Raw genomic sequence first — 24,173 nt, 5'->3', positions numbered from 1 at the left:
GGTGCTCACCCGCCCGGTGTCGGTGGGTCGATTCAGAGCAGGGTGAGGGACTCCACGACCCACGCCGAGGCCTCGCCGGCGGGCTTGCGGCAACTCTGCTGGCGTGGCGGGGGCGGTCGCTTCCCTGCCTCGACCCGCCAGGCGCGTCCGTCGGTGTGCCGGACGACGACCACGAGCGGGTCATCCGGGTCGACGTCGACGATGAGATCGTCGATCCCCGCCTCCACGCCGGACTCCCGGACGGCGACCTCTGCCACCTGCCCGGCCGGCGCCCACGTGCTGCGACCCCGCAGGTGCTCGGTGACGACCCGACCGTCCAGTTCGGCCTCGACGATGCGGGCCGCGAGATCCGCCTCCGCGGGTCCGTAGGTGTAGCCGGTGCCGGGGAGCAGCAGGACCGGGGCGAAGCGGTGCCCGCCGGTGTGGGAGCACTCCCACACCGCGGCGTCCGGATCGAGCGCGGACAGGCGGGCTCCGACCAGCTCATCCAGTTCGGCCACGACCGGACGCCCCCGGACCGCACAGCACTGGTCACGCTTGGCGTGGGTGCACACCAGCGGCACCGGGGCCGAGATCTCGCGGGTACCCGCCACGTGCCCACCGGGCGAGAGGTCCAGGTCGAGCATGTCCGCGGGACGGTCGACACGGCCGACCCGGATACTCCGCCGGCCGGGCCTGGTGTCGCACAGGTAGAAACGGTGACGGTCGATGCGTTGGCCCTCGCGGCCCGGGCGCCGGATGAAGAGCATCCGGGATCCGCAGGCCGAGACATGTTCCTTGAGTCGCTCGGACAGCTCCTCGCCCAGGGCTTCGCCGTCGAAGATATCGCGTCCCCAGCGCGCGGGAACCTCCAACAGGACCCACGATTCCTCGTGGGCCGCGGTACCGGCGGGCGGCTCATCGGCCGACTGGAGGGAACACCAGGCAGTGAGTGGGGTGGGATCGATGACTGACACGCCCCCATGGTGCCCCACCGCGCGACGTGGTGTAACTGTAGCCACCTCGTGGGACAAAAGTGATGAGAGGGACTTAAGCTGGGGCCATGCGTACCCGACATCGCCGCCTCGCAGCGGCCGCCGCCCTGACCGCCGCCGCGTCCCTGGCCATGGCGGGCTGCGGGGCCGACACCTCGACCGACGCCCCCGCCACCAGCCAGACGACCACTGCGGGATCCTCCCCGGCCGCCCTGGCGCAGGCTCTGGCGCCGGAGGAGACCGAGGCCGCCGACCCCACCGCCGGCCCGACGGACTCCGCCCCCAAGCGCGAGGAGGCGGACGCTGCCGCCGGACGCGCAGAACTGGTGGTATCCGAGATCCGCATGGGCAATTTCCAGGGCAAGGACCGTGTGGTCTTCGAACTCGACGGCCGCGGGACCCCGAGCTATTCCGTGGACTATGTGGACAGCCCGGCCCAGCAGGGCAGCGGCTTTCCGGTGGAAGTGCCGGGCGACTCCTTCCTGCAGGTGACGATCGGCGGCCAGGTCCTGCCCACCCAGACCGGCATGGAGGAGGTCCCCGTGGGCACCGTGGCCGGCGACGACGCGACCGGGGTGGCGGGCGTGGCGTTCACGGGACAGTTCGAGGGGCAGGCGCAGTCCGTGATCGGCCTCGAGGGCTCGGACCGGGCATTCTCCGCCTTCCTGCTGCAGAACCCGACCCGCCTGGTGGTCGACATCGAGCGCTGAGCCGCGCCGGGGGCGCCTCATCCGCGAACGGCTCATTCGTAGACTCCTTCCACGATCCAGTTCCCCTGTTCGTCCCCGAGCACGCCGCAGAGCAGCAATGCCGCCGCACGCTCGGGGACGACCTGCATGCGGGCCCGAGGGCGGCGAGGCTCGCCGTCGGGCGTCGGCTCCCACCAGGCCTCGTCGATCGGCCACGGCCGTGACCAGCCGAGCAGCGCGCAACGGCGACCGCCCACCTCGACCGCGGCAGGCCTGCCGCTGAGCAGACCCCGCGGGGTCACCCCCACGACATCTCCGGCTGCACTGCGCAGCACGACTCCCCTGACGAGGGCCACCCGCGCCGCGACGGCGGCTCCCGGGTCGCCGCTCTCGCGGATCTCCAACCGGTAGCCCGGCCCCGGCCACACCACCGACGGCGAGGGGGCGGGCAGCGCCCCCGGCCACGGCCCCTGAGCGGCGGGCTCGGCCGGGGCGTCACCGTACGGCAGTGACCGCACCCGCTCGGCCGGCCCGCGGCCACCCACTTCCACGGGCACACGGACCGCCTCGGGCCCGAGCAGACCCTGGACCCGCACCAGTGCGCGGTGGACGCGGGCCTCCGCGAGCCCGGCCTCGCCCCAGAGCCCCTCCTGTACGCGGCCGGCGGGGACCACCTCCACCGGTTCCAGGACGAGGGCGGTGACCGCGCCCCCGGCCCCACCGGCGATCGCGGTCCCGGTGAGCCAACCCTCGAGTTGCCAGCGGAGCCGATCGGCGGTGCCCTCCGGGGTGAGGGGCGATGAGCACCGCCACACCCGGTTGACCTCCGTACCGCCCTCCACCCGGGCGGTGATGGACAGACGCAGGCACGAGACGCCGGACGCGGCGAGCACGGCGTGCAACTCCCCCGCCAGCCGCCGGCCGAGGAACGCGGCCTCGTCGACACGCTCCAGTGGCGGGTCGCACCGGTGCTCGACCGCCGACCCCGTGGGCACCGCGGACACCGAGGGCGGACGCCACGGGACGGCGCGGGCGATACGGTGCGCCACCGCACCCCCCTCCCCGAAGCGGGTGGCCACATCACGCGGCGGTAGCGCGGCGAAGTCGCCGAGCGTCCGCACGCCGAGGCAGTGCAGCAACCCGACCAACTCGGACAGCACCTCGGGGTCCCCCAACGCGGGTTCCACCACGAGTGCGTCCACAGGCAATCCGGCCAGGTAGTCAGCGTCCCCACCTGGTTCCAGCAGTGCCGAACCGCGGGCCCCGAGCACGGCCGTGGGCAATTCGTCCGCGAGGCCCACCTGACACTCCGCGCCGGCGGCCGCCACCGCGTCGACGACGCGGGTGACGACCTGTTCGACCCCACCGTGGAAGCGCAGGGCACCCGCTGCGGAGAACACGAACAGTCCGGGGCGCAGCACCTCGATACCCGGGACGACGGCATCGAGCGCCTGCACCACGGGCTCGAACCACGCGGCGTCCCGGGCCGGGTCGGCCGCGACCACCACGAGTTCGGGACAGCGGAACTGCGCCTCACGCCGGCGCAGACCACGACGCACCCCCACCGCGCGGGCGACGGCGTTGCACGCGAGCACCCCCCGGGGCCCGACGACCGCCAACGGAAGATGCAGCCCGTGCCCCTCGGCCCGTGCCGCCGCGACCGTCGGCCAGTCCGGGCACCACACCGCCATGACCCGGGCGCTCATCCCGCCGCCACCCATTCCGCGGTCCGGGCGGGTGCCGCCCGGCCGGAACAGCGCACCACCGTGGAGACCGAGGCCAGCCGACCCGCGCCCACACCCAGTCCGCCGTAGCGGCAGTGCCGCCCCGCCAGTGTCAGCTCCGCCCCGGGCCACCCGGCGCCCACGAGCAACACCGCGCCAGCGGCTCGGACCCGCCCCGCCAGCACCCGCGCACGGGACGGGGCGACCGGGGCCACACCAGGCCCCAGCAAGACCAGGTCCAGCCCGTCGAGCAGGACGGACACCACCGCTGCGGGATCCGGGCCGGGATCCGGGACCAGCGCCAGACAGTCCAGTCGACCTCCCTGCTCGGCCACCGCGGCCACGCCGAGCTCCGGCCATCCGACCACCGCACACCTGGCACCGGCGGCCGTGGCCGCGGCGAGCAACCCCACCCGTAGGGTGGCGCTGCCGGACACCGCCGTGACGCGGCCCGCGGGCAGCACCCCACCCGGCAACAGGGGCGCCACCGACCCCGGAACCGCGACTCCGGGAACCACGATCTCCGCCGCTTCCGCGGGGGCAACGGGGGCAACGGGGGCAGCCGGGGCAGCCGGAGCAGAGGGCGCAGAGACGACCGAAGCCGGCCCTGCCGGGGCCTGGGCGCGAACCGCGGCGGGTGCACCGCCGCCGGGCATCGCGGCCAGGCGGCGACGCAGCTCCGTGACACGCTCCTCCCGGCCGAGGCCGGACAGGTCGACAGGTGACGTCGCCACTACCATCATCCCCACCTCCCACCGGGTCCGACACGCCGGACAGACCATTGATCGAATGGCTTTTCGAGTACGCGATCAGTGAACACCACGGGTACGACATCGCGCAAGAACACCTGTTCGACAGGCCGGAACGCGCTTCACCGTCGGACCCACCGGCTACGCTGTGTCCACCACAGAGAGGACAGCCATGGCCGGACTACGCTTCCGACTCCGACAGATCAGCCGGCGCTTCTGGTTTCTCCCCGCCGTGATGACCCTCGTCGCGTTGGGCCTCGCCCACCTGGGGGCGTGGTTGTCCACCAACCCGGGCACGAGTGACGAGGCGGCCTCCTGGATCTACGGCGGCGGCGTGGAGGGCTCCCGGAGCATCCTCGCCGCCGTGGCGAGCAGCTCGATCGGCGTCGGCGGCACCGTCTTCTCCATCACCATCGCCGCCCTCTCCTACGCCGCCGGCACCATGGGGCCGCGCCTGCTCCAGAACTTCACCGAGGACCGCGGCAACCAGATCACACTGGGCGTCTTCATCTCCACCTTCGCCTTCAGCCTCTACAGCCTCCGCACGGTCACCGGTGGCGACGAGGGGACCCCGTTCGTCCCCCAGTACAACGTCACCCTCGCCCTCATCCTGGCGCTCGGGTGCATCAGCGCACTCGTGTACTTCATCGGCCACGTCACCGGGTCGATCAACACCACCCGCGTCGTGAACCTCCTCACCACGGATCTACGTTCCTCCCTGCTCACCGCCACCGAACTGACGGATCCGGACCGCGATGTGCTGCCCCCACCAGAGGAGGAGTTCTGGGCGGACGCGGAGACTCTCCTCGTGGAGAAGGGCGGCTACCTGCAGCTCGTCGACCACGGGCGGCTCGTCGAACTCGCCGTCGAGACCGGGACGACGATCCGGCTCCTCGTGCGACCCGGGGACTATCTCTATCCGAACTCCCCCGTGGCCGAGGCCGTCCCCACCCTGCCCGAGGGCATCATGCCCGCCCTCACGGTCGGTGAATCCCGTACCCGCGACCAGGATGTCGAGCACGCCGTCCGTCTACTCGCCGAGGTGGGCACGCGTGCCCTGAGCCCCGGGACCAACGACCCGTTCACCGCCGTCGACGTCGTGGACCGCTTCGGGGACGCCCTGTGCACCCTCGAGGACAGGGAATGGCCGACCGGGGTGCACGCCAGGGACGGGGAGGTCCGCCTCGTCGTGGCGACCTCCGACTTCGCCGGCCTCGTCGCCACGATGTTCGACCAGATGCGGCAGTACGGTGCGGGTGCGCCAGCGGTCAGCATCAGGATTCTCGACGTCCTCGCCGTCGCGACGCAGGTCCTCGATGACCCCGACCGTCGTGCGGTCCTCACCCACCACGCCACGAAGCTCCGTGACGACGCCCTCGAAGCCACCCGCAACGCCGACGACCGGATCACCATCGAGCGTCGTCACCGCGCCGTACTGGACGCCGCCGGATAGCGGGGCCGAGCCGGACGGCAGGGCCCACCGACGTTCCTCCGATACCCTCCGGGCGGCGACCCCACGCCTCTACCCTTGCGGGCATGAAGGCCTCCGTCGGGAATCGCATCGTGCTCATCGGCGCCGGGGACGTGGGTATCGCCTACGCCTACGCGCTCGTCAACCAGGGGCTGGCCGACCATCTGACCATCATCGACATCGACCACGACAAACTCCTCGGAGAGGTCATGGACCTCAACCACGGGGTCGTGTGGGCGCCCTCCCCCACCCTCGTCACCGAGGGCACCTATGCCGACTGCACCGACGCCACCATGGTGGTCATCTGCGCCGGCGCAGCCCAGAAACCCGGCGAGACCCGCATCGACCTCGTGGGCAAGAACATGACGCTGTTCGAGAACATCGTCGGTGACGTCATGGCGACCGGGTTCGACGGCATCCTGCTGGTGGCCACCAATCCCGTCGACATCCTCACCCAGGCGTCGTGGCGCTACTCCGGGCTCCCCGCCGCGCAGGTCATCGGCTCCGGCACGATCCTCGACTCGGCGCGCTTCCGGTTCATGCTGGGCCAGTACTACGACGTGGCACCGATGAGCGTGCACGCCTCGATCATCGGGGAACACGGCGACACCGAGCTGCCGGTCTTCTCCTCCGCCAACGTCTCCGGGGTGCCGCTGCGCCGCGACCTGGCGGGCGACCCGGCCAAGCGGGAACGTCTGACGCAGATCTTCGACGAGACCCGGGACGCCGCCTACCGGATCATCGACTCGAAGGGGTCCACCAGCTACGGCATCGGGATGGGGCTGGCCCGCATCACCCGGGCGGTGCTGCGCAACGAGCAGGTCTCGCTACCGGTCTCCACCCTGCTGCGGGGCGAGTACGACCAGGACGGGATCTTCATCGGGGTGCCCGCGGTGATCGGGCGGACCGGCGTCCAGCGGGTGGTGGAGCTGGAGCTCGACACCACCGAACGCGAACAGTTCGCCCGCAGCGCGAGTGCACTGCGGGCGGTGTCCGAACAGTTCGAGATCCTGCGCTGACTCAGAGCGCGCCGGGGGGATCACTGGCCGGGAAGGACTCGTCACCCCACTCGTCGGCGACCGCGTCGTCGTGGTCATACCGGGCCTTGTCCGCGGGCTCCTCGGAATGCTCGCCGACACGGTCAGGGTTCTGCGGACTCGTCATGATTCATCCTCCTGCCGCCGTACGGGGCGTACGACGACAATCAGGTTACCGGAGACCATCACCTCACCGCCGGGACGACCGGACACCCAGAACCGCTACAGGAACAGAGGCGCACAATGCACACCACCCACTACACCGACACCCTGATCCTGCCCGCCCCGGACACCAGGGCCGTGGCGGCGACCGCCCCGCCCTCCGGGAAGGGGTCGGTGGCCGAGCTGCAGTACGAACGACTCTCGGGCGAGGACTACAGGTGGACGAGCGATGACCTGATCTTCGACGTGTACTGCCAGCGCAAGGATATAGCCGAGGTCGACCGCGCAGCCGAACGCGAACGGTTCTTCTCCACGGGCCAACCGTGCCTGCGCACCTCCCCGCTGGCCAAGACCTACGGCTGGGCGCTGCACTTCGACTCCGACGGGCGCATCGCGCTGCTGCCCATGGACTCGACGCGCGTGGCCGAGCTCGAGGCGGACCCGACGGTGACGGTCAGGGCCGCCATGAAGAGTTCCCGCTAGTAGCCCGGCTCGACATCCGGCAGGAGACGCAACCACTCGAGCACAGGACCGGAGATCACCTGGCCGAACTGCTCGTACCCGCCGGGCCCGGGGTGGGCGCCGTCGCCGGCGGCGACCTCGCGCATCCACTGACCACCCGCCAGCAACACGTCGAAGGTCGGCACGAACGGCACCCCGGCCTCGTCGCACACCTGCGCCATGGTCTCGGCCCGGGCCGCGATCCGCTCGTTGACCTCGTCCCACACCACCGGCGGCGGCCCCACCACGAGGAACCGCCCCTCGGGCGCCCGGTCGATCATTCCGCGCAGCGCCGCGACGGTACCCGCCTCGTCGACGCGCAACGCACCCTCGTGCTCCATGACGTCGTTGACGCCGAACTCCGCGATCACCGCGGTCGTGGGGAACGCGGCCCGCCGACGATCGACCTCGTCCCAGCGGGCCAGGATCATCTCGGAGGTGTCCCCGCCGATCCCGGCGACCGCGGCGTGGATGTGCACACCGGCCGCGGGGCCGGCCTCGATCAGGTGCGCGGTCCACCCGCGGCCCGTGTCATCGCCGTATCCGGCCACGAACGAGTCACCGATGATGCACACGGGCAGGTCGCGCGGTTCGCTCATCCCGGTCACGCTATCGGTCCGGGTGGGTGCGCGGAGCCGACCCGGGCGAGAAACCACTCCGGCCGGCCGGCCGCGGGGATCAGTCCAGGTGCCGGGACTGCGCCCAGCGGGTCAGCGCGTGCCGGTTGGACTGCTGGGTCTTGCGGAGGACGTTGGAGGCGTGGGTCTCCACCGTCTTGACCGAGATGAACAACTCCTCGGCGATCTCCTTGTAGGTGTAGCCGCGGGCCAGCAGCCGCAGCACCTCCTTCTCACGCGGGGTGAGCGAGTCGACCTCGGGGTCGTGGACGGGCTCGCCACGATCGGCGGGGCCCGGGGAGGCGCGGGCGAACGCGTCCAGCACGAACCCGGCCAGTCGCGGGGAGAAGACGGCGTCCCCGTCGGCGACGCGGCGCACGGCGTCTGCCAGGTCCTCGCCGGTGATGGTCTTGGTGACGTAGCCGCGCGCGCCGGCCCGGATCACGGCGATCACGTCCTCGGCGGCGTCGGAGACGCTCAGCGCGAGGAAGGTCGGTTCCGGGGCGCGGGCGGGATCGGCCACGCCGCCCGGGTCGGCCCCCAGCACCGACCGCAGCACGGCCACGCCACCGCCGTCGGGCATGTGCACGTCGAGCAGCACCACGTCGGGACGCACCCGGTCGATGCCGGTCACGGCCTCGGCGACGGAACCCGCCTCGCCGACGACCTCGATGGTCGACTGCCCGGCGAGTTCGGCACGGACCCCGCTGCGGAACACCGCGTGGTCGTCCACGAGGAAGACCCGGCACATCGACTCCCCCGACCCGTCCTGCGGCCCGTCCGTCATTCGTCCTCCAGCGGCATCTCGATCCCGATCTCCGTCCCGCGCCCGAGCGTACTGCGCACGCGCACGGTCCCACCGCGGCTCTCCACGCGGTGTCGGATGGACTGCGCGAGCCCGTGGCGGTCGCCGCCCACGGCATCGGGATCGAAGCCGCGTCCGCGGTCGCGGACGAACGCGCTGAGCGTGCGTCCGTCGTTCTCCACGAACACGTCGGCGGTGTCGACGCCGGCGTGCTTGGCGACGTTGACCAGGGCCTCGCGGACGGCGCCCAGGACCGCCTCCCCGGCGTCGCCGACCGGGCCGTCGCCACCCACCACGACCTGGTCCACCCGCAGTCCGTAGACGTCCTCGACGTCGCCGACCATCACCTCGACCGCCCCCGCGAAGGTCGCCGCGCCCGAGGACATCCGGGAGCCGGCGCCGAACAGCCACTGTCGGAGCTCCCGTTCCTGCCGGCGGGCGAGCCGCGCCACCTGGCCCGGGTCATCGGACCTCTTCTGGATGAGTGCCAGGGTCTGCAGGACGGAATCGTGCAGGTGGGAGGCGATGTCGCTGCGTTCGGACTCGCGGATCCGCGCCGCGCGCTCCTCCTCGAGGGACCGCCACAGTCGCAGTCCGACCGGCACGCTGAGCAGTCCCACGCCGACGAGGGTGGCCACGACCGCGAGGAGGGACGACCGCAGCGCGGCGAACTCGACCTGACCGAGGACCACGACGGCGAGCCCGACGACGACGAGGGTGGCCCCTGCGGTGACCCTGGCCCAGTCGAAGACCGACCGCGGCGCGACTCGTCCCCCACCGTCGTACTGCTGCCAGACCAGCCCGGCACCCAGGGCCACGACGAGGACGGGGACGATGACGCTCAGTCCCGTGGCGGTGGTCACCATGAACGAGAGCACCGCGCCCGCCACCGCCACGACGGCCAGTGCCATGCCGCGTCTGCGCTCGCGCTCGTCGCCCCGGCCCGCGCCCGCCGGCGCGGGCCCCGTCGGGGTGAGCGCCCACAGCGCCGAGTACAGGGCGACGCCGGCGCCCGAGAGCGTGGCCAGCAGGACCATGACCAGGCGTACGTGGACGACCCGCACCCCGAGGTGGTCGGCCAGGCCCACGCACACGCCCGCGACCACGGATCCGTCGCTGCCCCGGGTCAACCGCGGATACCAGCGGAAGTCGGTCGTCGCCACGGGGGGCCGCGCCGGTGGTCCGGCGACCGGGGACGCCGACCGGACCGCGGTGGCCGGCGCGGGATCGGTCGCGTTCTCACTCATGGACGCCATCGTCACAGATCATCGCCCCGAGGGGAATCGGGAAGTACCCGGATATCCACGGCCACGCTCGCCGGCGAGACACCCCCCTCCCGCAATCCGGCGACCAGGTCGCGGGAGATGGCGTCCTTGACCGCCCGCGCACCGTGACTGCCCACGACGAAGCGGACGGTGGCGAGGATCCCGTCCTCCTGCAGCGAGATGAACACCTGCGGCCCGAACTCCCGGACATCGACCGCGTACATGCGGCTCATCTGCTGCATGCTCGCCATCGCCTCGTCGCTCAGCTCCCTCGTGTGCCGGTCGGCGCAGGCGTGGAACACGGTGTCGACACGTCGGAGATCCACGTCGAACGGCAGCGTGAGCGACAGTTCCTCCCAGAGGAAGGGGAACCCGCGGGTGTAGTTGTAGACCGCCTCGTCGAAGATGACGCCGTTCGACACCGTGACCACCCGGCCGGTGAACTGACGGCTCGGTACCCAGTTGCCGGTCTCCGCGCCGGCCATCGACGACGGGGATCCCATCTCCATGACGGTCGTGCGCAGGAAACCGAGCGACATCACATCGCCCCGGACCCCACCCACGGCGATCCGGTCGCCGACCGCGAACACCCGCCCCCGGAGGATGACGAAGTATCCCGCCAGACTCGCGATCACCTTCTGCAACGCGAACGCCAGGCCCGCGGTGACGAGTCCGACCCCCACGGTCAGGTCGGTTCCCGGGGTCACCCAGATGGAGAAGAGCGCCAGCACGGCCACGACGGCGGTGAACAGCTGCAGACTCTGCTTCGTCCAGAACCTCGACGCGGACCCGGCGGGCCCGGTGATCGCCTGCATCACCGCCCGCGAGATCGACGTGAACAGCGACAGCAGCACGAACAGCAGGATGCTGAGGAGCACCTTGAGAACGGTCCGCCCGCTGACCCCGACCAGCGTCACCCCGAAGAGCCGCAGCTGTTCGTCGGAGCCCAGGAAACCCATGACGGTGTCGACCATCCCGCCATCCTCCCTCCCCGGCGGCCTCGGGGTCGGAAATCAGGGTCGGACCCCGATGTGCCGCGGACTCCCGCCGAGCACGATGGGGTCATGTCCAGAACGAGCACCCCCGACCTCCCGTCAGAGCTCCGCTCCCTGTGGCGGACCCGTCCCGTCCGGACCCCGGACGATTCCAGGATCGCCGGCGTCTGCGGCGGCTTCGGTCGGCGCTACGGCGTCGACCCGGTCCTCTTCCGCGTCGCGTTCGTCGTCGCCGCACTGTGGGGTGGGGCGGGCGTGTTCCTGTACGCCCTGATGTGGCTGCTCCTGCGCTCCGCCGGCGACGAGGTCTCCTCCGGGGAGGCGCTCCTGGGGAAGGGCCGGGCGTCGGGCTCCAAGGTCACCGCGGTGATCCTCGTCGTCGTCGTCCTCCTCTCCGCCCCCACCTTCGGCGGTTCCGGGGAGACCCTCCTCGTCGGCGCCGGGTTCCTCATGGTCGCGGCGATGCTCGCCGGCTGGTACGGCCTGCACCGGCGCACCCCCGAACCACCCGCCGGGTGGGCGGAGGTCTCCGCGGTGCGGCCCCCCACCACGCACGGCTCCGACGCGTCGAGGGGCGCGGCCACAGACGCCGGGCCGTGGCGCGCGCCCGGGGCCTCCCAGGCGCCCGGCTCCGGCCCCGACGCCCCCTTCGGGCCCCCGGTGCCGCCGTCGTGGGATCCGCTCGGCGCCGCCCCGTTCGCGTGGGACCTGCCCGAACCCGGCGTCGCCCCCGCCCCGGTCGAACCGACCCGGCCCCGGTCGCGGCTGACCAAGGTCACGATCGGCCTGGCACTCATCGCGGCGGCGGTCGCCACGGGCCTGTCCACCCTGGCCGGTCTCACCTGGCTCGACGCCCCGCGCATCGCCGCGATCGCCCTGGCGGTGGTGGCCGGCGGGCTGCTCGTCGGCGCCGTCACCCGCCGCGGGTACGGGCTGCTCGTGGTGGCCGGACCACTCGTCGGATTCGTGCTGCTAGCGCTGTCGGTCCAGGTCCCCACGGGCGGCTGGGAGACCATCGGCGACGAGCGGGTGGAGATCACCTCCCCCGCCCAGCTGGGCACGCCGGTCACCCACGAGGTCGGCACCGTCACGGTCGACATGCGCGAGCTCGAACTGGACCGCGACCGCAGCTACAGCATCACCAACGAGGTCGGTGAGGTGCGGGTGCTGCTGCCCGACGGACTCGCCGTGCAGGCCGACTGCCGGACCGAGATCGGCTCCGTCGACTGCCCCGACCCGCCCGCCGACACCGACGGGCCGGTCCTGACCCTGGACATCACCAACGAGATGGGAAGCGTGAAGGTCACCCGATGAGTACGAACACGCCCGCAGACGACCGCCACCACTCCACCGCGGGAGCCCCGCCCGACCAGTCGCCGCGGTTCGACCCGCAACTGTACGACCCGCTGCCCTACGGGATCGGACACCCGACACCCGAACCGCTCGGATTCGGGGTCTCCCCCGAGCCCGCGACCGCCCCGTCGGGCGCCGTCGAGGTGGTGGAGCACCGGCGGTTCGGGTCCCCGGTTCTCGCCCTGGCCGGCGTGACCTCGCTGGGAGTGGCGGTGTGGGCGATCCTGGGAGCGCCCGCGATCGCCCCGACGGCGTTGCTGGCCGCGGGACTCGTCCTGGCGGTGCTCGTGGGACTGCTGATGGTCATCCGCCGCTGAGGCCCGGCCTGCTCACTCCCACTCGATGGTGCCCGGCGGCTTGCTCGTCACGTCCAGCACGACCCGGTTGACGTCCGGGACCTCGTTGGTGATGCGGTTGGAGATCAGCGCCAGCGTCTCGTACGGCACGCGCGTCCAGTCGGCGGTCATGGCGTCCTCGGAACTCACCGGCCGCAGCACGATCGGATGACCGTACGTCCGGCCGTCGCCCTGCACGCCCACCGACCGGACATCGGCCAGCAGGACCACCGGGCACTGCCACACCGTGGAGTCCAGGCCCGCCGCGGTCATCTCCTCGCGCACGATCGCGTCCGCCGCGCGCAGGGTCTCCAGTCGGTCGCGGTCCACGGCGCCGACGATGCGGATCGCCAGGCCCGGACCGGGGAACGGGTGGCGGCCGACGATCGCCTCGGGCAGACCGAGCTCACGGCCCACGGCGCGGACCTCGTCCTTGAACAGCAACCGCAGTGGCTCGACGAGCGTGAACTCCACATCGTCCGGCAGGCCGCCGACATTGTGGTGGCTCTTGATGTTGGCCGTACCCGCTCCGCCACCGGACTCGACGACGTCCGGGTAGAGGGTGCCCTGGACGAGGAAGTCGACGGAAGAGGCGGCGGCCTCACCGGAACCCTGGAGTTCGAGCGCCTGCGTCACCGCCCGCTCGAAGGACCGGATGAACTCGCGGCCGATGATCTTGCGCTTGGTCTCCGGGTCGGTGACATCGGCGAGGTGCCCGAGGAAGACGTCGGAGTCGTCCAGCGTGATGAGGCGGGCACCGGTGGCGGCCACGAAGTCGTTCTCGACCTGCTCACGCTCGCCCGCACGCAACAGTCCGTGGTCGACGAACACACACGTGAGGCGGTCCCCGATCGCACGCTGGACCAGGGCGGCCGCGACGGCCGAGTCGACGCCGCCCGACAGGCCGCAGATCGCGTGGCCGTCGCCGATCTGCTCGCGGACGGCCTCCACCAGCTGGTCGGCGATGTTCGACGCGGTCCACGTCGGCTCGAGCCCCGCCACCTCGGTGAGGAAGCGGCTCAGCACCTGCTGGCCGTGCGGCGAATGCAGGACCTCCGGGTGGTACTGGACTCCGGCCATGCGCCGCTCGGTGCACTCGAACGCGGCGACCGGGGCACCGGACGACGACGCGGTGACGGTGAACCCCTCGGGCGCGGCCGTGACCGCGTCCCCGTGGCTCATCCACACCGGGTGGTGCTCCGGCAGGCCGGCGTGCAGGAGGCCGCCGGACACGCTCACGTCGGTACGTCCGTACTCGCGGCTACCCGTGTGAGCGACCTCACCGCCGAGGGCACCGGCCATCGCCTGGAAGCCGTAACAGATGCCGAACACCGGCAGACCCAGCTCGAACACCGCCGGGTCGAGCGAGGGCGCGTCCTCGGCGTACACGCTCGCGGGTCCGCCGGACAGCACCAGGGCGACGGGATCCTTGGCGCGGATCTCCTCGATCGTCGCGGTGTGCGGGATCACCTCGGAGTAGATGCGCGCCTCGCGCACGCGGCGCGCGATGAGCTGCGCGTACTGGGCGCCGAAGTCCACCACGAGTACCGGGCGGGGCGCCACCGCCTCGGCGGCGATCTGGGAGTCGGTCTGTGCGTTCTCGGCCACGGGGTCGAGTCTAGGCCCCGCGGCCCATCCGCCGAACTCGGCCACATCCCCCGTGCCGGGGTTCACAATGAACCCCACCACGACCCCGGCCGGCCCGGGACCGAGAGAGCTGGAGCGCATCGATGGAGCGAATGACCGGTTTCGACGCGAGCCTGCTGTACATGGAAACCGCCCAGCAACCCCTCGTGGTGGGCGGAGTCCTCTTCGTCGACGTCTCCGGCCTCGAGGTCGGGTACTCCTTCGAATGGCTCCGGACCGAGCTCGGCCGCCGGATCAAGGAACTGCCCGAACTCCGCCGCAAGATCTACGACTCCCCGCTCAACCTCGGCCACCCCGCCTGGGTCGAGGAATACGACCTCGACATCACCGCACACGTCCGCCGCGTCGACGTGGACCACCCCGGTGACGACCGCGCGGTGTTCGAGATGTGCGGCACCCTCGGCAGCCGCCCGCTGGACAGGTCACGCCCCCTGTGGGAGATGTGGGTCCTCGAGCGGCTCGCCGAACCGGACACCATCGTCGTGTACTTCCGGGCCCACCACGCCATCCTCGACGGGGCCAACGGCGCGAACATCCTGCGCAAGTTCGCCTCCGCCGGAGAGCAGCCCTCCGCCCGCGACCTCGACATGGTCCGCGTCGAGGCGGGCAACGCCAACCCCATCCGGCTCCTCGCCGGCGGGTGGTGGGATTTCTCCGTACGTCGCCCGCTGACCCTGGCCCGGCTGGTACCCGAGGTCGCCGCGCTCCCCTTCGCACTGCGCAGGGCCACGGCGGCCAAGAAGAAGTCGGACGATCCGGCCCCGGAGGAGACGGGCACGGCCGACGCCACGGACGACCTCGTCGTCGTCCCCAGGGCGGCACCGTTCACCGCGCCCCGCACCCGCTTCAACGCCACCATCACCCCCCACCGGGCGGTCTGGGGTGCCTCACTCGACCTCGGCGAGATCAGCGAGATCAAAGACGCCTTCGACGTGACCGTCAACGACGTGTTCCTGGCGGTGATGGGCGGCGCGCTGCGGCGATACCTGCGCTCCCACGACGACCTGCCCGACAAGTCGCTCGTCGCCGTGGTCCCCGTCTCCACCCGCGACGCCGAGGGCTCCCGGGGCAACAACCGCGTGACGGTCCTGTTCGCGTCACTGGGGACCGACATCGCGGACCCACTCGAGCGCCTTCGCGCCATCTCCGCCCGCACCAACCGGGGCAAGAAGCAGTCGAAGAACGGCATGCGGCCGGACCTCATCCAGGACGTCGCCACGCTCGCCCCCGCCAGGACCCTGCAGATGTTGATGCGGATCTACGGCGACTTCCACCTGGCGGACCTGCACCCGGTCGTGCACAACCTCGTCGTATCGAACATCCCCGGGCCCCGTCAGGGACTGGACTTCCTCGGATGCCGGGTGACCCACGTCTACCCGCTCGGGCCCCTCATGCACGGTTCCGGACTCTCGGTCACCGCCATGTCCATGGGCGGTCGACTCGACGTGGGGATCAACGCCTGCGAGCATCTGGCCCCCGACCCTGATCTACTGGCCACCGGGATCCGGGAGGCGATGGCCCGGCTGCTGGAACTCACCCGGGAGGCGGCGCGGTCGGCGGCCGCCGGGGAGGGCTGACACGTGGAACGGATGACCGGGCTCGACGCGAGCTTCCTCTACCTCGAGACCCCCGAGCAGATGATGGTGATCAACGGCCTCGTCCACCTCGACGTGACCACCATCGAGGAGCGCTACTCGTTCGAACGCCTCCGATCCGGGCTCGCCCGCCGGGTCAAGGCCGTCCCCCCGTTCCGCCGCAAGGTCCACGACTCACCGTGGAATCCCGGCCACCCGGCGTGGGTCGAGGACTTCGACTTCGACATCACCCACCACCTACGCCGGATCGAACTCGGGCCGGCCGGCACCGAGGACGAGCTGCTGGAGACGTGCGGTCGGCTCGCCTCCACCCCGCTGGACCGCGCCCACCCGCTGTGGCAGGTCTGGATCATCGAGCGGGGTGACCCGCACGCGCCGACCGTCAGCGCGTTCTGCCGGGTACATCACTCGGTGATCGACGGGATGCTGGGCGCCGAGTTGCTCTCCGCTCTCGCCGCGACGGACGCCACCACGCCCGACCAGGATCCCGCGCTCGTGCGCACGCACGTCGGACGGGCCAACACCCTGCAACTGATCGCCGGTGGCGCCCGCGACGTGCTGGGCCGGCCCCTGGCCCTCCTCCGTCTGCTCCCCGAGACGCTGTCGGTCCCCGCGGCCATGAGACGCGCGCGCGGCCGGGCGGGCGACGGGGAATCCATGCCGGCCCCGTTCACGGCGCCGCGGACCCTCTTCAACCACTCGCTCACCCCGCACCGCGCCGTGGCCACCGCATCACTCGACCTGGCGTCCGTCAAGCTCGTCACCGCCCGCCTCGGCGGCACCGTCAACGACGTCCTCCTCACCGTGGTCGGCGGCGCTGTCATGTCCTACCTCGAGGCCCACGGAGACGCCCCCGCCTCGGCCATGGTGGCGATCGTCCCCATGTCCACCCGAGACGATCTGGCCACCGGTGGCGCCAACCAGGTGTCGGCCATGTTCGCCTCCCTGGCCACGGATGTGGCCGACCCGGTCGAACGGTACGAGCGGATCTCCGCCGCAGCGGAGACCACGAAGCGCCAGGCCGCGAGCATCCGACCGGCGCTCCTGGACAACTGGGCCCGCATGGGCCCCCGTCGGCTACTCGACATGGGCATGCGGGCGTACGAGGCGCTGAGACTCGCCGACGTCCACCCGGTGATCTACAACCTCATCATCTCCAACGTGCCCGGGCCCCGCCACGCCCTCTACTTCCTCGGCGCGCGGATCACCCACATGCACCCCTTCGGCCCGCTGCTCCACGGTGCGGGACTGTCCGTGACCAGCCTGTCGACCGACGGGCGGCTCGACCTGGGGGTGATCTCGTGCGAACACCTGGTGCCGGACCCGGACGCGGTGGCCCGCGGGATCGCCGCGGCGCTCGACGAGTTGCTCGAGCTCACCGCGCCCTGAACACCGCGTGCCGAACAGGGGGCCGACCGTCAGCTGACCTCGACGATCGGCAGCCGCAGCGCTCCCGGCGCGGCCTCCGGGACCATCGGCGACACGGGCGGGACCGGCGACAGGCGACGGTAGCCCTCGCCCTGGGCCGGGCGCTGGTCGGCCTCACCCTTGTTGGGCCACAACGACATCGCCCGCTCGGCCTGAGCGGTGATGCTCAGCGCCGGGTTGACACCCAGGTTGGCGGAGATCGCCGAGCCGTCCACGATGTGCATCGTGGGGTAGTTCCACACGCGGTGGTACGGGTCCACGACCCCGGTCTCGGCCGAATCCGAGATGACGCAGCCGCCGAGGAAGTGAGCCGTGAGCGGGATGTTGGCGATCTCGCCCCACGTGCCCCCGGGCAGGCCGCCGATCTCCTCGGCGATCTTCCGGGTGGCCTCGTTGCCGGCGGGGATCCAGGTGGGGTTGGGCTCGCCGTGACCCTGCTTGCTGGTGACGTACTTGAACGGGCCGACGCGCTTGACGTAGGTCTGCAGCGAGTTGTCCAGGTTCTGCATCACGAGCGCGATCACCGAACGCTGGCTCCAGCGGCGCAGGTAGAACAGCTGCATGAACATGGCCGGCTCGCGCCGGACCTCGTTCAGCAGAGTGCGCCACCGCGGGAGCGGCCCGTCGCCGTCCGTCAGCAGGGTCTGCAGGATGGCGATGGCGTTGGAGCCCTTGCCGTACCGGACCGGTTCGATGTGGGTGTCGGGGCGGGGATGGAACGACGACGTGATGGCCACACCCTCGGAGAAGTCCTGCTCCGGCTTGTAGTTCGGGCGCATCGCCCCGAGGATCGCCTCGGAATTGGTGCGAGTGAGCCGACCGATCGCATCCGACAGCTTGGGAAGGGACCCGGAGTCCTTGGCGTAGTGGAGCAGGTGCTGGGTTCCCCAGGTGCCGGCCGCCACGACGACCTGACCGGCGGTCACCGTGGTGGTGCGCTTGCCGCGACGCGTCCAGGCGCCCGTCCGCTCGAGGGTGATCTCCCACGTGCCGTCGCCGCGCTCGCGCAGGTCGCTGACCGTGGTCCGGTCCAGGATGCGGGCGCCCGCGCGCTCGGCCAGGGCGAGGTAGTTCTTCATCAGCGTGTTCTTGGCGTTGTGCCGGCAGCCGGTCATGCACTCGCCGCACTCGATGCACGCGTTGCGGTCCGGCCCCACCCCGCCGAAGTACGGATCCGGGACCAACTCGCCGGGCTTGCCCCTCCCGCCGGTCTTCTCGCCGAAGAACACGCCGACCGGGGTGTAGACGAAGGTGTCCTCCACGCCCATGTCTCGGGCGACCTTCTTCATGACCTCATCCGAGTGGGTGTGCGTGGGGTTGGTGACCACGCCCAGCATGCGGCGGCCCTGGTCGTAGAACGGGGAGAGCTCTTCCTCCCAGTCCGTGATGTGGCCCCACTGCCGGTCCCTGAAGAACTGGCTCGTGGGCTTGTACAGCGTGTTGGCGTAGTTGAGCGATCCCCCGCCGACGCCCGCGCCGGCGAGGATCATCACGTCGCGCATCATGTGGACGCGCTGGATCCCGAACAGTTTGAGCTTGGGCGCCCATACGTAGCGGTGGAGTCGCCAGGACGTCTTGGGCAGGTCGGCGTCCTCGAAGCGGCGACCCGCCTCGATCACCGTGACGCGGTACCCCTTCTCCGACAGTCGCAGGGCCGTCACGCTGCCGCCGAAACCGGAGCCGATGACGACGACATCCGTGTCCGTCGGCGTGGTGGGGGCGTCGGTCGGGGTCGACGGTGCGTGCGGCGTCATGGTGCAACTCCCAGGGGTGGTCGATGGTGGGCATCACAGTACCCGAGCACCCTCGAACTTACCCGACAGTAGCCCTCGCTTTGTCCAGAGTGTGAGTCCGTTCGATCCGGGGCGGGCCGGTCAGGGCCGGACGGACAGGTCCACCTTCTGGAAACCCTTGACATCGGAGTAGCCACACTTGGCCATCGCCCGACGCAGTCCGCCCATGAGGTTGCGGGTGCCGTCGGGGACGCTGGTGGGCCCCTCGAGGACCTCCTCCAGTGGCGCCAGGGCCGTCTCGTCCTCCACCTCGGACACATGCCCGCGCGGCACCTTGGGGTGGGCGGACACCGCGTCCCAGTAGACACCGCGGCCCGGGGACTCGAGCGAGCCCGCGAGCAGCGGACCCAGGACCACTGCATCGGCGCCGCACGCCACGGCCCGGGCGATATCACCGGAGGTGTAGATGTCGCCGTCGGCCAGCACGTGCACGTAGCGGCCTCCGGTCTCGTCGAGGTAGTCCCGCCGGGCCGCGGCCGCGTCGGCGATCGCGGTGGCCATGTGGACCTCCATACCCAGCACCTGGCCGGTGGTGGTGATGCCGTCGACCCCGCCGTATCCCACGATCACACCGGCGGCGCCCGTGCGCATGAGGTGCAGGGCGGTCTTGTAGTCGACGACGCCGCCGGCGATCACCGGGACATCGAGGCCACCGATGAACTCCTTGAGGTCGAGCGGGGCGTCCTCACCGCTGACGTGCTCCGCCGAGATGATCGTGCCCTGCACCACCAGCAGGTCGATCCCCGCCGCGACGAGCCCCGGGGTGAGTTCGCGCGCGTGCTGCGGGGAGACCCGCACCGCCACGGTCGCGCCCTCGTCGCGGATGCGGTGAACCGCAGCGGCGAGGAGCTCGCGGTCGATCGGGGCACGGTGCAGCTCCTGCAGTCGCGCCACGGCCCGGTGTCCGGTCACGTCCTCCAGCGCGAGCTCCCGCAGCTCGGCGATCACGGCACCGGGATCGGCGTGACGGGCCCACAGTCCCTCCCCGTTGAGCACGGCCAGACCACCGAGCTTGGAGAACTCCACCGCCGAGGCCGGGGAGACCACCGCGTCGGTCGGGTGGGTCATCACCGGGATGTCCATCTGGTAGGCGTCGATCTGCCAGGAGGTGGACACCTCCTTGGAGCTGCGGGTCCGGCGGGAGGGGACGATGTCGACCTCGCCCAGCCCGAACATCCGACGGGCCTCGCGACCCAGGCCGATCTCCACGACATTGCGCACGCGACTTCAGTCCTTGACGTTGTAGTTGGGGGCCTCGACCGTCATCTGGATCGCGTGCGGATGGCTCTCCCTGAGCCCCGCGGCCGTGATCTGGACGAACTGGGCACGGTGCATCTCCGGGATGGTGGCGGCTCCGGTGTAGCCCATGCCCGCACGCAGCCCGCCGGCGAGCTGGTGGAGTACCTGACCGACGTCTCCCCGATACGGGACCCGCCCCTCGATGCCCTCGGGCACCAGCTTCTCCTCGGACAGCACGTCGTCCTGGAAGTACCGGTCCTTGGAGAACGACTTCTCCTGCCCGGGCTTGCCGCGCCCGCGCATCGCGCCCAGCGAACCCATGCCGCGGTAGACCTTGTACTGCTTGCCGTCCACGAAGATCAGCTCACCCGGCGATTCGGTGCACCCCGCGAGCAGGGACCCGAACATGCAGGCCGAGGCGCCGGCGGCGATCGCCTTGGCCACGTCACCGGAGTACTGCATACCGCCGTCGGCGATGACGGGGATGCCCGCGGCATGCGCGGCGACCGAGGCCTCGAGGATCGCGGTGATCTGGGGAGCACCCACGCCCGCGACCACCCGGGTGGTGCAGATGGACCCTGGGCCGATGCCCACCTTGATGGCGTCCGCACCCGCGTCGATCATCGCCTGGGCGGCACCGCGGGTGGCGAGGTTGCCCCCGATCACCTGCACGCGGTCGCCGAGCTCCCGCTTGACCCGGGCGACCATGTCGAGGGCCTTGCGGTTGTGGGCGTGGGCGGTGTCGACCACCAGGGCGTCCACCCCGGCGTCGGTGAGGGCCCCGGCACGCTGCCAGGCATCCTCCCCGGTGCCGATGGCTGCGGCCACGCGCAGCCGGCCGTCCGAGTCCTTGGTGGCGTCGGGGTGCTTCTCCGTCTTGACGAAGTCCTTCACCGTGATGAGTCCGGTCAGTCGCCCGTCACCGTCGACGATCGGCAGCTTCTCGATCTTGTGCCGGCGCAGCAGGCCGAGCGCCGCCTCCGCGGTGACACCCTCCCGGGCGACCACCAGGGGCGCCCGGGTCATGACCTCGTCGACCCGTCGGGACTTGTCCATCTCGAACCGCATGTCGCGGTTGGTGATGATGCCGACCAGCTCACCGCGCTCGTCGGTCACCGGCAATCCGGAGATGCGGTAGCGGGCGCACTTCTCGTCGACCTCTGCCAACGTGTCACTGGGCGCGCAGGTGACCGGGTCGGTCACCATCCCGGCCTCGGACCGCTTGACCGTCTCGACCTGGGCGGCCTGGTCCCCCACGGAGAGGTTGCGGTGCAGGACGCCGATCCCGCCCTGCCGCGCCATGGCGATGGCCATGCGGGCCTCCGTCACGGTGTCCATCGCCGACGAGATCAGCGGCACCCGGAGGGTGATGTCCCGCGTCAGCCGGGTGCTGGTGTCGACCTCGCTGGGGACCACTTCCGACGCGGCCGGGAGGAGGAGCACGTCGTCGAACGTCAGGCCCACCATCGCGACCTTGGTCGGGTCGTCGCCGCCGGTACGCACGGGGCCATTCGACTCGCTCATCTGCCGTCCTCCTGGGGGTCGTCTAGGTGCTGTCTTTCGAGGATAGTGGTTCCGGGGGCCGCGGCTCGAACCGTGACCACGTGAGACCGTGGTCACGGGTACGGTGGAGGTCGTGGACGATCCCCTACGGCACGGAATGCCGCCCGACCCGTTCGCCGGTGATCCGGATGATCCGGCCGCGGAACTGGCCGAGCTCGACCCGGTCGACGACGACATGCCCGCCGGCCCCCTCGACGCCGACGAGCGGCACGCGATCGAGGAGGACCTCGCGGACCTCGCGGAGTTCCGTCGGTTGCTGGCCCCGATCGGGGTGAAGGGCGTCGCGGTGCAGTGTGACGACTGCGCCGAGGAGCACTACCACGAGTGGGACATGCTCCGCGCCAACCTCATGCAGTTGCTCGAGGACGGCTCGCTGTTGCCCCACGAGCCCGCCTTCGACCCGATCCCGGACGACTACGTCACCTGGGAGTACTGCCGCGGCTACGCGGACGCGACCCGCGCCCTACGCCCCCGTCGGCTCAACTGGCGCCGCTGACCACCGGCGACCGCCCGGCGCGACGGCGCCGACCCGTTCGGCCGGGAAGAACAGAGACGAGTCGATCCCCGTCCCTCCGAGAGGGGCGGGGATCGACTCGTGTCCCGGGATCAGTTCGTCGGTCGGACCGACTGCGAGGTCTGTTGAGGACTGGTCGCCGGCGGCGTGGGCGTGGGTACCTGCGTCACCGTGGTGCGGCTCGGTGTCGGCGCCGTCACCGCCCGGTCGTCGTCCACATCGCCCTGACGTCCTGTGGTCGGTGACAGGAAGTCCTGGATCCGCTGGGTGTCGATCGGGATCTGCAGCGTGGTCGAGATCCGCAGCCCGTCGAGAGGGAGCGGGATGACCGGCATCCCCGCGGGTGGCGGAGGGATCAGGTTGGACGGCACCGGAACGGGCAGGCCGGGCACGAGCGTCGCCGCGCCCGGTGCGGGTGCGGGTGCCGGGTTAGGTGCGGGCGCCGGCGCCGGCGCGGGCGACGGGACGACGCTCGGGGTCACCCGACTGAGATCGCGCTTGATGGCGTCGCGGCGCTTCATCAACTCGACACGTTCGGACGCGTCGGAGACCTCGTCGAGCCGCTCGCTCACCTCGTCGAGCAGACGCTCGGCCTCGTTGCGGTCCCCCTCGCGGGCGGCGAGGTCCGCGGCGGCGAGGTACTCACTGAGATCACTGACCAGTTCGACGTTCCCGGCACGGTCGGAGAACATCGTCTTGGACACGCCCCAGAGCGGGTCGCCCGGCATCGCGCTGTGCGCGGCCACGGACAGGCCGCCGACTATCACGGCCGCCACTGCGGCAGCGCCGGTCACCGCCTGCCACAGGGCCGGCCTCTGGCCGTGATGGTGCTCGTTCGACCGCACCCGGCCGCGGCGGGGCCACAGTCGGGAGACGTTCGGAGCGAGGGCCACCTCGATCTGCTCGTCGCCGGGCAGCTCCGGCAGCTCGGCGGAGTCCAGATCGGCGCGCCAGTCCGCGAGCAGTGCGAGGAGAGGCTCATCCCCCTCGGGGCGGTCGCCTCGTCCGAGCGTGTCGAGGAGGGCGTCGTCGCGATCCACCTCGGCCTGATCCGCGTCGGGCCCGTAGAGCGAGGCGTCGTCGTCCCGGGTGCCGGGTTCGACTTCGTCGTTCATCGCCATCGCTCCTCTCCGTCCTGCTCGATCCTCGCCCGGAGCTGCTTCATCGCCCGGTGTTGGGCGACGCGCACGGCCCCGGCCGTACTGTCGACGATCTCCGCGGTCTCCTCCGCGGAGAGTCCGACCACCACACGTAGCCGGATGATCTCCCTCTGCTTCTCGGGCAGGGTCTCGAGGAGGCGGCTCACCGCTCTCGACACCTCGCCGTCGAGGACGTGGTCCTCCGGCCCCGTGTCGGTCGAGAGCACCTCGGGGAGGTACTCCACGGGGTCGGACTTGTTCCGCGCGGCGCCACGATGGGCGTCCGCGACCTTGTGGGCCGCGATCCCGTACACGAAGGCCATGAAGGGACGTCCCTGGTCCCGGTACCCCGGCAGAGCCGAGAGAACCGCGATCAGAACCTCCTGGGCGACATCGTCAGCAGACAGGTTGACCCTCTCCGAGCCGCCGACGCGGGAACGGCAATACCGCACCACACCGGGCCGCACGAGCTCCAGCACCCGCGTGGCAGCGACACGGTCACCCTTGACCGCCTCGGCTACGGCGAGTTCCAACTCGTCTGCTGTACCTGTCATCGGATTTCGGGGGCCCCGTGTTAC

General features: G+C 71.3%; 23 protein-coding genes. 9 read left to right on the top strand and 14 right to left on the bottom strand.

Translation table 11 applies throughout. From position 1 onward, the window contains the following. Positions 1–32: 32 nt before the first annotated feature. Entirely contained in the window at positions 33–956 is a 924-nt protein-coding gene (locus NR111_RS03285; protein WP_256819880.1) for a sucrase ferredoxin, read from the bottom strand. A gap of 86 nt (positions 957–1,042) precedes the next feature. On the opposite strand from NR111_RS03285, the gene NR111_RS03280 reads away from it, so the two are divergent. Next, positions 1,043–1,684, top strand: coding sequence for a hypothetical protein (locus NR111_RS03280; RefSeq protein ID WP_067712563.1), 642 nt, complete (start codon positions 1,043–1,045; stop codon positions 1,682–1,684). A gap of 32 nt (positions 1,685–1,716) precedes the next feature. Here the strand turns inward: NR111_RS03280 and NR111_RS03275 are convergent, their stop codons facing one another. Together NR111_RS03275 and NR111_RS03270 are read right to left on the bottom strand one after the other, a co-directional pair. After that, positions 1,717–3,369, bottom strand: coding sequence for a DNA polymerase Y family protein (locus NR111_RS03275; RefSeq protein ID WP_067712735.1), 1,653 nt, complete (start codon positions 3,367–3,369; stop codon positions 1,717–1,719). Next, positions 3,366–3,905, bottom strand: a complete 540-nt coding sequence (locus NR111_RS03270; protein ID WP_253701770.1) for a hypothetical protein — start codon at positions 3,903–3,905, stop codon at positions 3,366–3,368. The genes NR111_RS03275 and NR111_RS03270 overlap by 4 nt, the downstream gene beginning before the upstream one ends. Before the next feature lie 403 nt (positions 3,906–4,308). Here NR111_RS03270 and NR111_RS03265 point away from each other — a divergent pair, with 403 nt between their 5' ends. Together NR111_RS03265 and NR111_RS03260 are read left to right on the top strand one after the other, a co-directional pair. Next, positions 4,309–5,589, top strand: a complete 1,281-nt coding sequence (locus NR111_RS03265; protein ID WP_096905914.1) for a DUF2254 domain-containing protein — start codon at positions 4,309–4,311, stop codon at positions 5,587–5,589. 83 nt (positions 5,590–5,672) lie between these two features. Further along, on the top strand, positions 5,673–6,626 hold the full coding sequence (locus NR111_RS03260) for an L-lactate dehydrogenase (protein ID WP_096905915.1): 954 nt from the start codon (positions 5,673–5,675) through the stop codon (positions 6,624–6,626). A gap of 1 nt (position 6,627) precedes the next feature. Here the strand turns inward: NR111_RS03260 and NR111_RS03255 are convergent, their stop codons facing one another. After that, positions 6,628–6,771, bottom strand: coding sequence for a hypothetical protein (locus NR111_RS03255; protein ID WP_167457923.1), 144 nt, complete (start codon positions 6,769–6,771; stop codon positions 6,628–6,630). A 116-nt stretch (positions 6,772–6,887) separates the two neighbouring features. Between NR111_RS03255 and NR111_RS03250 the strand changes: the two genes are divergently transcribed. Then, positions 6,888–7,289 (top strand): DUF6157 family protein, encoded by a 402-nt coding sequence (locus tag NR111_RS03250; RefSeq protein ID WP_096905916.1) that lies wholly within the window; start codon positions 6,888–6,890, stop codon positions 7,287–7,289. Here the strand turns inward: NR111_RS03250 and NR111_RS03245 are convergent. The 4 genes from NR111_RS03245 to NR111_RS03230 form a co-directional block, all read right to left on the bottom strand. After that, positions 7,286–7,906 carry a GDSL-type esterase/lipase family protein gene (locus NR111_RS03245; RefSeq protein ID WP_096907330.1) on the bottom strand — a complete coding sequence of 207 codons (621 nt, stop codon included), beginning with the start codon at positions 7,904–7,906 and terminating at the stop codon, positions 7,286–7,288. The two genes, NR111_RS03250 and NR111_RS03245, sit on opposite strands and share 4 nt — an antisense overlap. Before the next feature lie 79 nt (positions 7,907–7,985). Continuing rightward, the gene (locus NR111_RS03240; RefSeq protein ID WP_096905917.1) at positions 7,986–8,711 is read right to left on the bottom strand and encodes a response regulator transcription factor; all 726 of its coding nucleotides are present in this window, start codon (positions 8,709–8,711) and stop codon (positions 7,986–7,988) included. Then, positions 8,708–9,976 carry an ATP-binding protein gene (locus NR111_RS03235; protein ID WP_082923711.1) on the bottom strand — a complete coding sequence of 423 codons (1,269 nt, stop codon included), beginning with the start codon at positions 9,974–9,976 and terminating at the stop codon, positions 8,708–8,710. Before NR111_RS03235 ends, NR111_RS03240 begins: the two co-directional genes overlap by 4 nt. 11 nt (positions 9,977–9,987) lie before the next feature. Continuing rightward, positions 9,988–10,968, bottom strand: coding sequence for a mechanosensitive ion channel family protein (locus tag NR111_RS03230; RefSeq protein WP_096905918.1), 981 nt, complete (start codon positions 10,966–10,968; stop codon positions 9,988–9,990). A gap of 90 nt (positions 10,969–11,058) precedes the next feature. Here NR111_RS03230 and NR111_RS03225 point away from each other — a divergent pair, with 90 nt between their 5' ends. Both NR111_RS03225 and NR111_RS03220 read left to right on the top strand, forming a co-directional pair. Beyond that, positions 11,059–12,303 carry a PspC domain-containing protein gene (locus tag NR111_RS03225; protein ID WP_256819878.1) on the top strand — a complete coding sequence of 415 codons (1,245 nt, stop codon included), beginning with the start codon at positions 11,059–11,061 and terminating at the stop codon, positions 12,301–12,303. After that, the gene (locus tag NR111_RS03220) at positions 12,300–12,659 is read left to right on the top strand and encodes a hypothetical protein (RefSeq protein WP_256819877.1); all 360 of its coding nucleotides are present in this window, start codon (positions 12,300–12,302) and stop codon (positions 12,657–12,659) included. The genes NR111_RS03225 and NR111_RS03220 overlap by 4 nt, the downstream gene beginning before the upstream one ends. Positions 12,660–12,671: 12 nt before the next feature. Here NR111_RS03220 and guaA read toward each other — a convergent pair whose 3' ends face one another. Further along, the gene (gene guaA, locus NR111_RS03215) at positions 12,672–14,285 is read right to left on the bottom strand and encodes a glutamine-hydrolyzing GMP synthase (protein WP_279630214.1); all 1,614 of its coding nucleotides are present in this window, start codon (positions 14,283–14,285) and stop codon (positions 12,672–12,674) included. A 122-nt stretch (positions 14,286–14,407) separates the two neighbouring features. Between guaA and NR111_RS03210 the strand changes: the two genes are divergently transcribed. Next, a complete protein-coding gene (locus tag NR111_RS03210; RefSeq protein ID WP_256819876.1) occupies positions 14,408–15,901 on the top strand; it encodes a wax ester/triacylglycerol synthase family O-acyltransferase in 1,494 nt (497 codons plus the stop codon). A 12-nt stretch (positions 15,902–15,913) separates the two neighbouring features. Further along, positions 15,914–17,308, top strand: a complete 1,395-nt coding sequence (locus NR111_RS03205; protein WP_256819979.1) for a wax ester/triacylglycerol synthase family O-acyltransferase — start codon at positions 15,914–15,916, stop codon at positions 17,306–17,308. A 29-nt stretch (positions 17,309–17,337) separates the two neighbouring features. Here the strand turns inward: NR111_RS03205 and NR111_RS03200 are convergent, their stop codons facing one another. The 3 genes from NR111_RS03200 to guaB form a co-directional block, all read right to left on the bottom strand. Continuing rightward, complete coding sequence (locus NR111_RS03200; protein WP_154830342.1) at positions 17,338–19,101, bottom strand: FAD-dependent oxidoreductase; 1,764 nt, start codon at positions 19,099–19,101, stop codon at positions 17,338–17,340. Positions 19,102–19,221: 120 nt separating this feature from the next. After that, positions 19,222–20,361, bottom strand: a complete 1,140-nt coding sequence (locus NR111_RS03195; protein ID WP_067712592.1) for a GuaB3 family IMP dehydrogenase-related protein — start codon at positions 20,359–20,361, stop codon at positions 19,222–19,224. A 6-nt stretch (positions 20,362–20,367) separates the two neighbouring features. After that, positions 20,368–21,903, bottom strand: a complete 1,536-nt coding sequence (guaB, locus tag NR111_RS03190) for an IMP dehydrogenase (RefSeq protein WP_256819875.1) — start codon at positions 21,901–21,903, stop codon at positions 20,368–20,370. 112 nt (positions 21,904–22,015) lie between these two features. On the opposite strand from guaB, the gene NR111_RS03185 reads away from it, so the two are divergent. After that, the gene (locus NR111_RS03185; protein WP_067712753.1) at positions 22,016–22,438 is read left to right on the top strand and encodes a DUF5319 domain-containing protein; all 423 of its coding nucleotides are present in this window, start codon (positions 22,016–22,018) and stop codon (positions 22,436–22,438) included. 110 nt (positions 22,439–22,548) lie between these two features. On the opposite strand, the gene NR111_RS03180 is transcribed toward NR111_RS03185, so the two are convergent. Further along, on the bottom strand, positions 22,549–23,571 hold the full coding sequence (locus NR111_RS03180; protein WP_241729158.1) for a hypothetical protein: 1,023 nt from the start codon (positions 23,569–23,571) through the stop codon (positions 22,549–22,551). Continuing rightward, positions 23,568–24,149, bottom strand: a complete 582-nt coding sequence (locus NR111_RS03175) for a sigma-70 family RNA polymerase sigma factor (protein WP_132063545.1) — start codon at positions 24,147–24,149, stop codon at positions 23,568–23,570. Before NR111_RS03175 ends, NR111_RS03180 begins: the two co-directional genes overlap by 4 nt. Between the last annotated feature and the right edge of the window lie 24 nt (positions 24,150–24,173).

Source organism: Dietzia sp. Die43, assembly GCF_024519835.1.
GTDB classification, from domain to species: domain Bacteria; phylum Actinomycetota; class Actinomycetes; order Mycobacteriales; family Mycobacteriaceae; genus Dietzia; species Dietzia kunjamensis.
Note: the sequence above shows the minus strand (reverse complement) of the source record. Positions and strands in the feature narration are given on the sequence as shown.

Excerpts from the sequence above, each read along its gene's own strand:
- NR111_RS03280 (WP_067712563.1), top strand. The coding sequence starts at position 1,043 with ATGCGTACCCGACATCGCCGCCTCGCAGCGGCCGCCGCCCTGACCGCC.
- NR111_RS03275 (WP_067712735.1), bottom strand. The coding sequence starts at position 3,369 with ATGAGCGCCCGGGTCATGGCGGTGTGGTGCCCGGACTGGCCGACGGTC.
- NR111_RS03265 (WP_096905914.1), top strand. The coding sequence starts at position 4,309 with ATGGCCGGACTACGCTTCCGACTCCGACAGATCAGCCGGCGCTTCTGG.
- NR111_RS03260 (WP_096905915.1), top strand. The coding sequence starts at position 5,673 with ATGAAGGCCTCCGTCGGGAATCGCATCGTGCTCATCGGCGCCGGGGAC.
- NR111_RS03255 (WP_167457923.1), bottom strand. The coding sequence starts at position 6,771 with ATGACGAGTCCGCAGAACCCTGACCGTGTCGGCGAGCATTCCGAGGAG.
- NR111_RS03250 (WP_096905916.1), top strand. The coding sequence starts at position 6,888 with ATGCACACCACCCACTACACCGACACCCTGATCCTGCCCGCCCCGGAC.
- NR111_RS03245 (WP_096907330.1), bottom strand. The coding sequence starts at position 7,906 with ATGAGCGAACCGCGCGACCTGCCCGTGTGCATCATCGGTGACTCGTTC.
- NR111_RS03240 (WP_096905917.1), bottom strand. The coding sequence starts at position 8,711 with ATGACGGACGGGCCGCAGGACGGGTCGGGGGAGTCGATGTGCCGGGTC.
- NR111_RS03235 (WP_082923711.1), bottom strand. The coding sequence starts at position 9,976 with ATGAGTGAGAACGCGACCGATCCCGCGCCGGCCACCGCGGTCCGGTCG.
- NR111_RS03230 (WP_096905918.1), bottom strand. The coding sequence starts at position 10,968 with ATGGTCGACACCGTCATGGGTTTCCTGGGCTCCGACGAACAGCTGCGG.
- NR111_RS03225 (WP_256819878.1), top strand. The coding sequence starts at position 11,059 with ATGTCCAGAACGAGCACCCCCGACCTCCCGTCAGAGCTCCGCTCCCTG.
- NR111_RS03220 (WP_256819877.1), top strand. The coding sequence starts at position 12,300 with ATGAGTACGAACACGCCCGCAGACGACCGCCACCACTCCACCGCGGGA.
- NR111_RS03210 (WP_256819876.1), top strand. The coding sequence starts at position 14,408 with ATGGAGCGAATGACCGGTTTCGACGCGAGCCTGCTGTACATGGAAACC.
- NR111_RS03205 (WP_256819979.1), top strand. The coding sequence starts at position 15,914 with ATGACCGGGCTCGACGCGAGCTTCCTCTACCTCGAGACCCCCGAGCAG.
- NR111_RS03200 (WP_154830342.1), bottom strand. The coding sequence starts at position 19,101 with ATGACGCCGCACGCACCGTCGACCCCGACCGACGCCCCCACCACGCCG.
- guaB (WP_256819875.1), bottom strand. The coding sequence starts at position 21,903 with ATGAGCGAGTCGAATGGCCCCGTGCGTACCGGCGGCGACGACCCGACC.
- NR111_RS03180 (WP_241729158.1), bottom strand. The coding sequence starts at position 23,571 with ATGAACGACGAAGTCGAACCCGGCACCCGGGACGACGACGCCTCGCTC.
- NR111_RS03175 (WP_132063545.1), bottom strand. The coding sequence starts at position 24,149 with ATGACAGGTACAGCAGACGAGTTGGAACTCGCCGTAGCCGAGGCGGTC.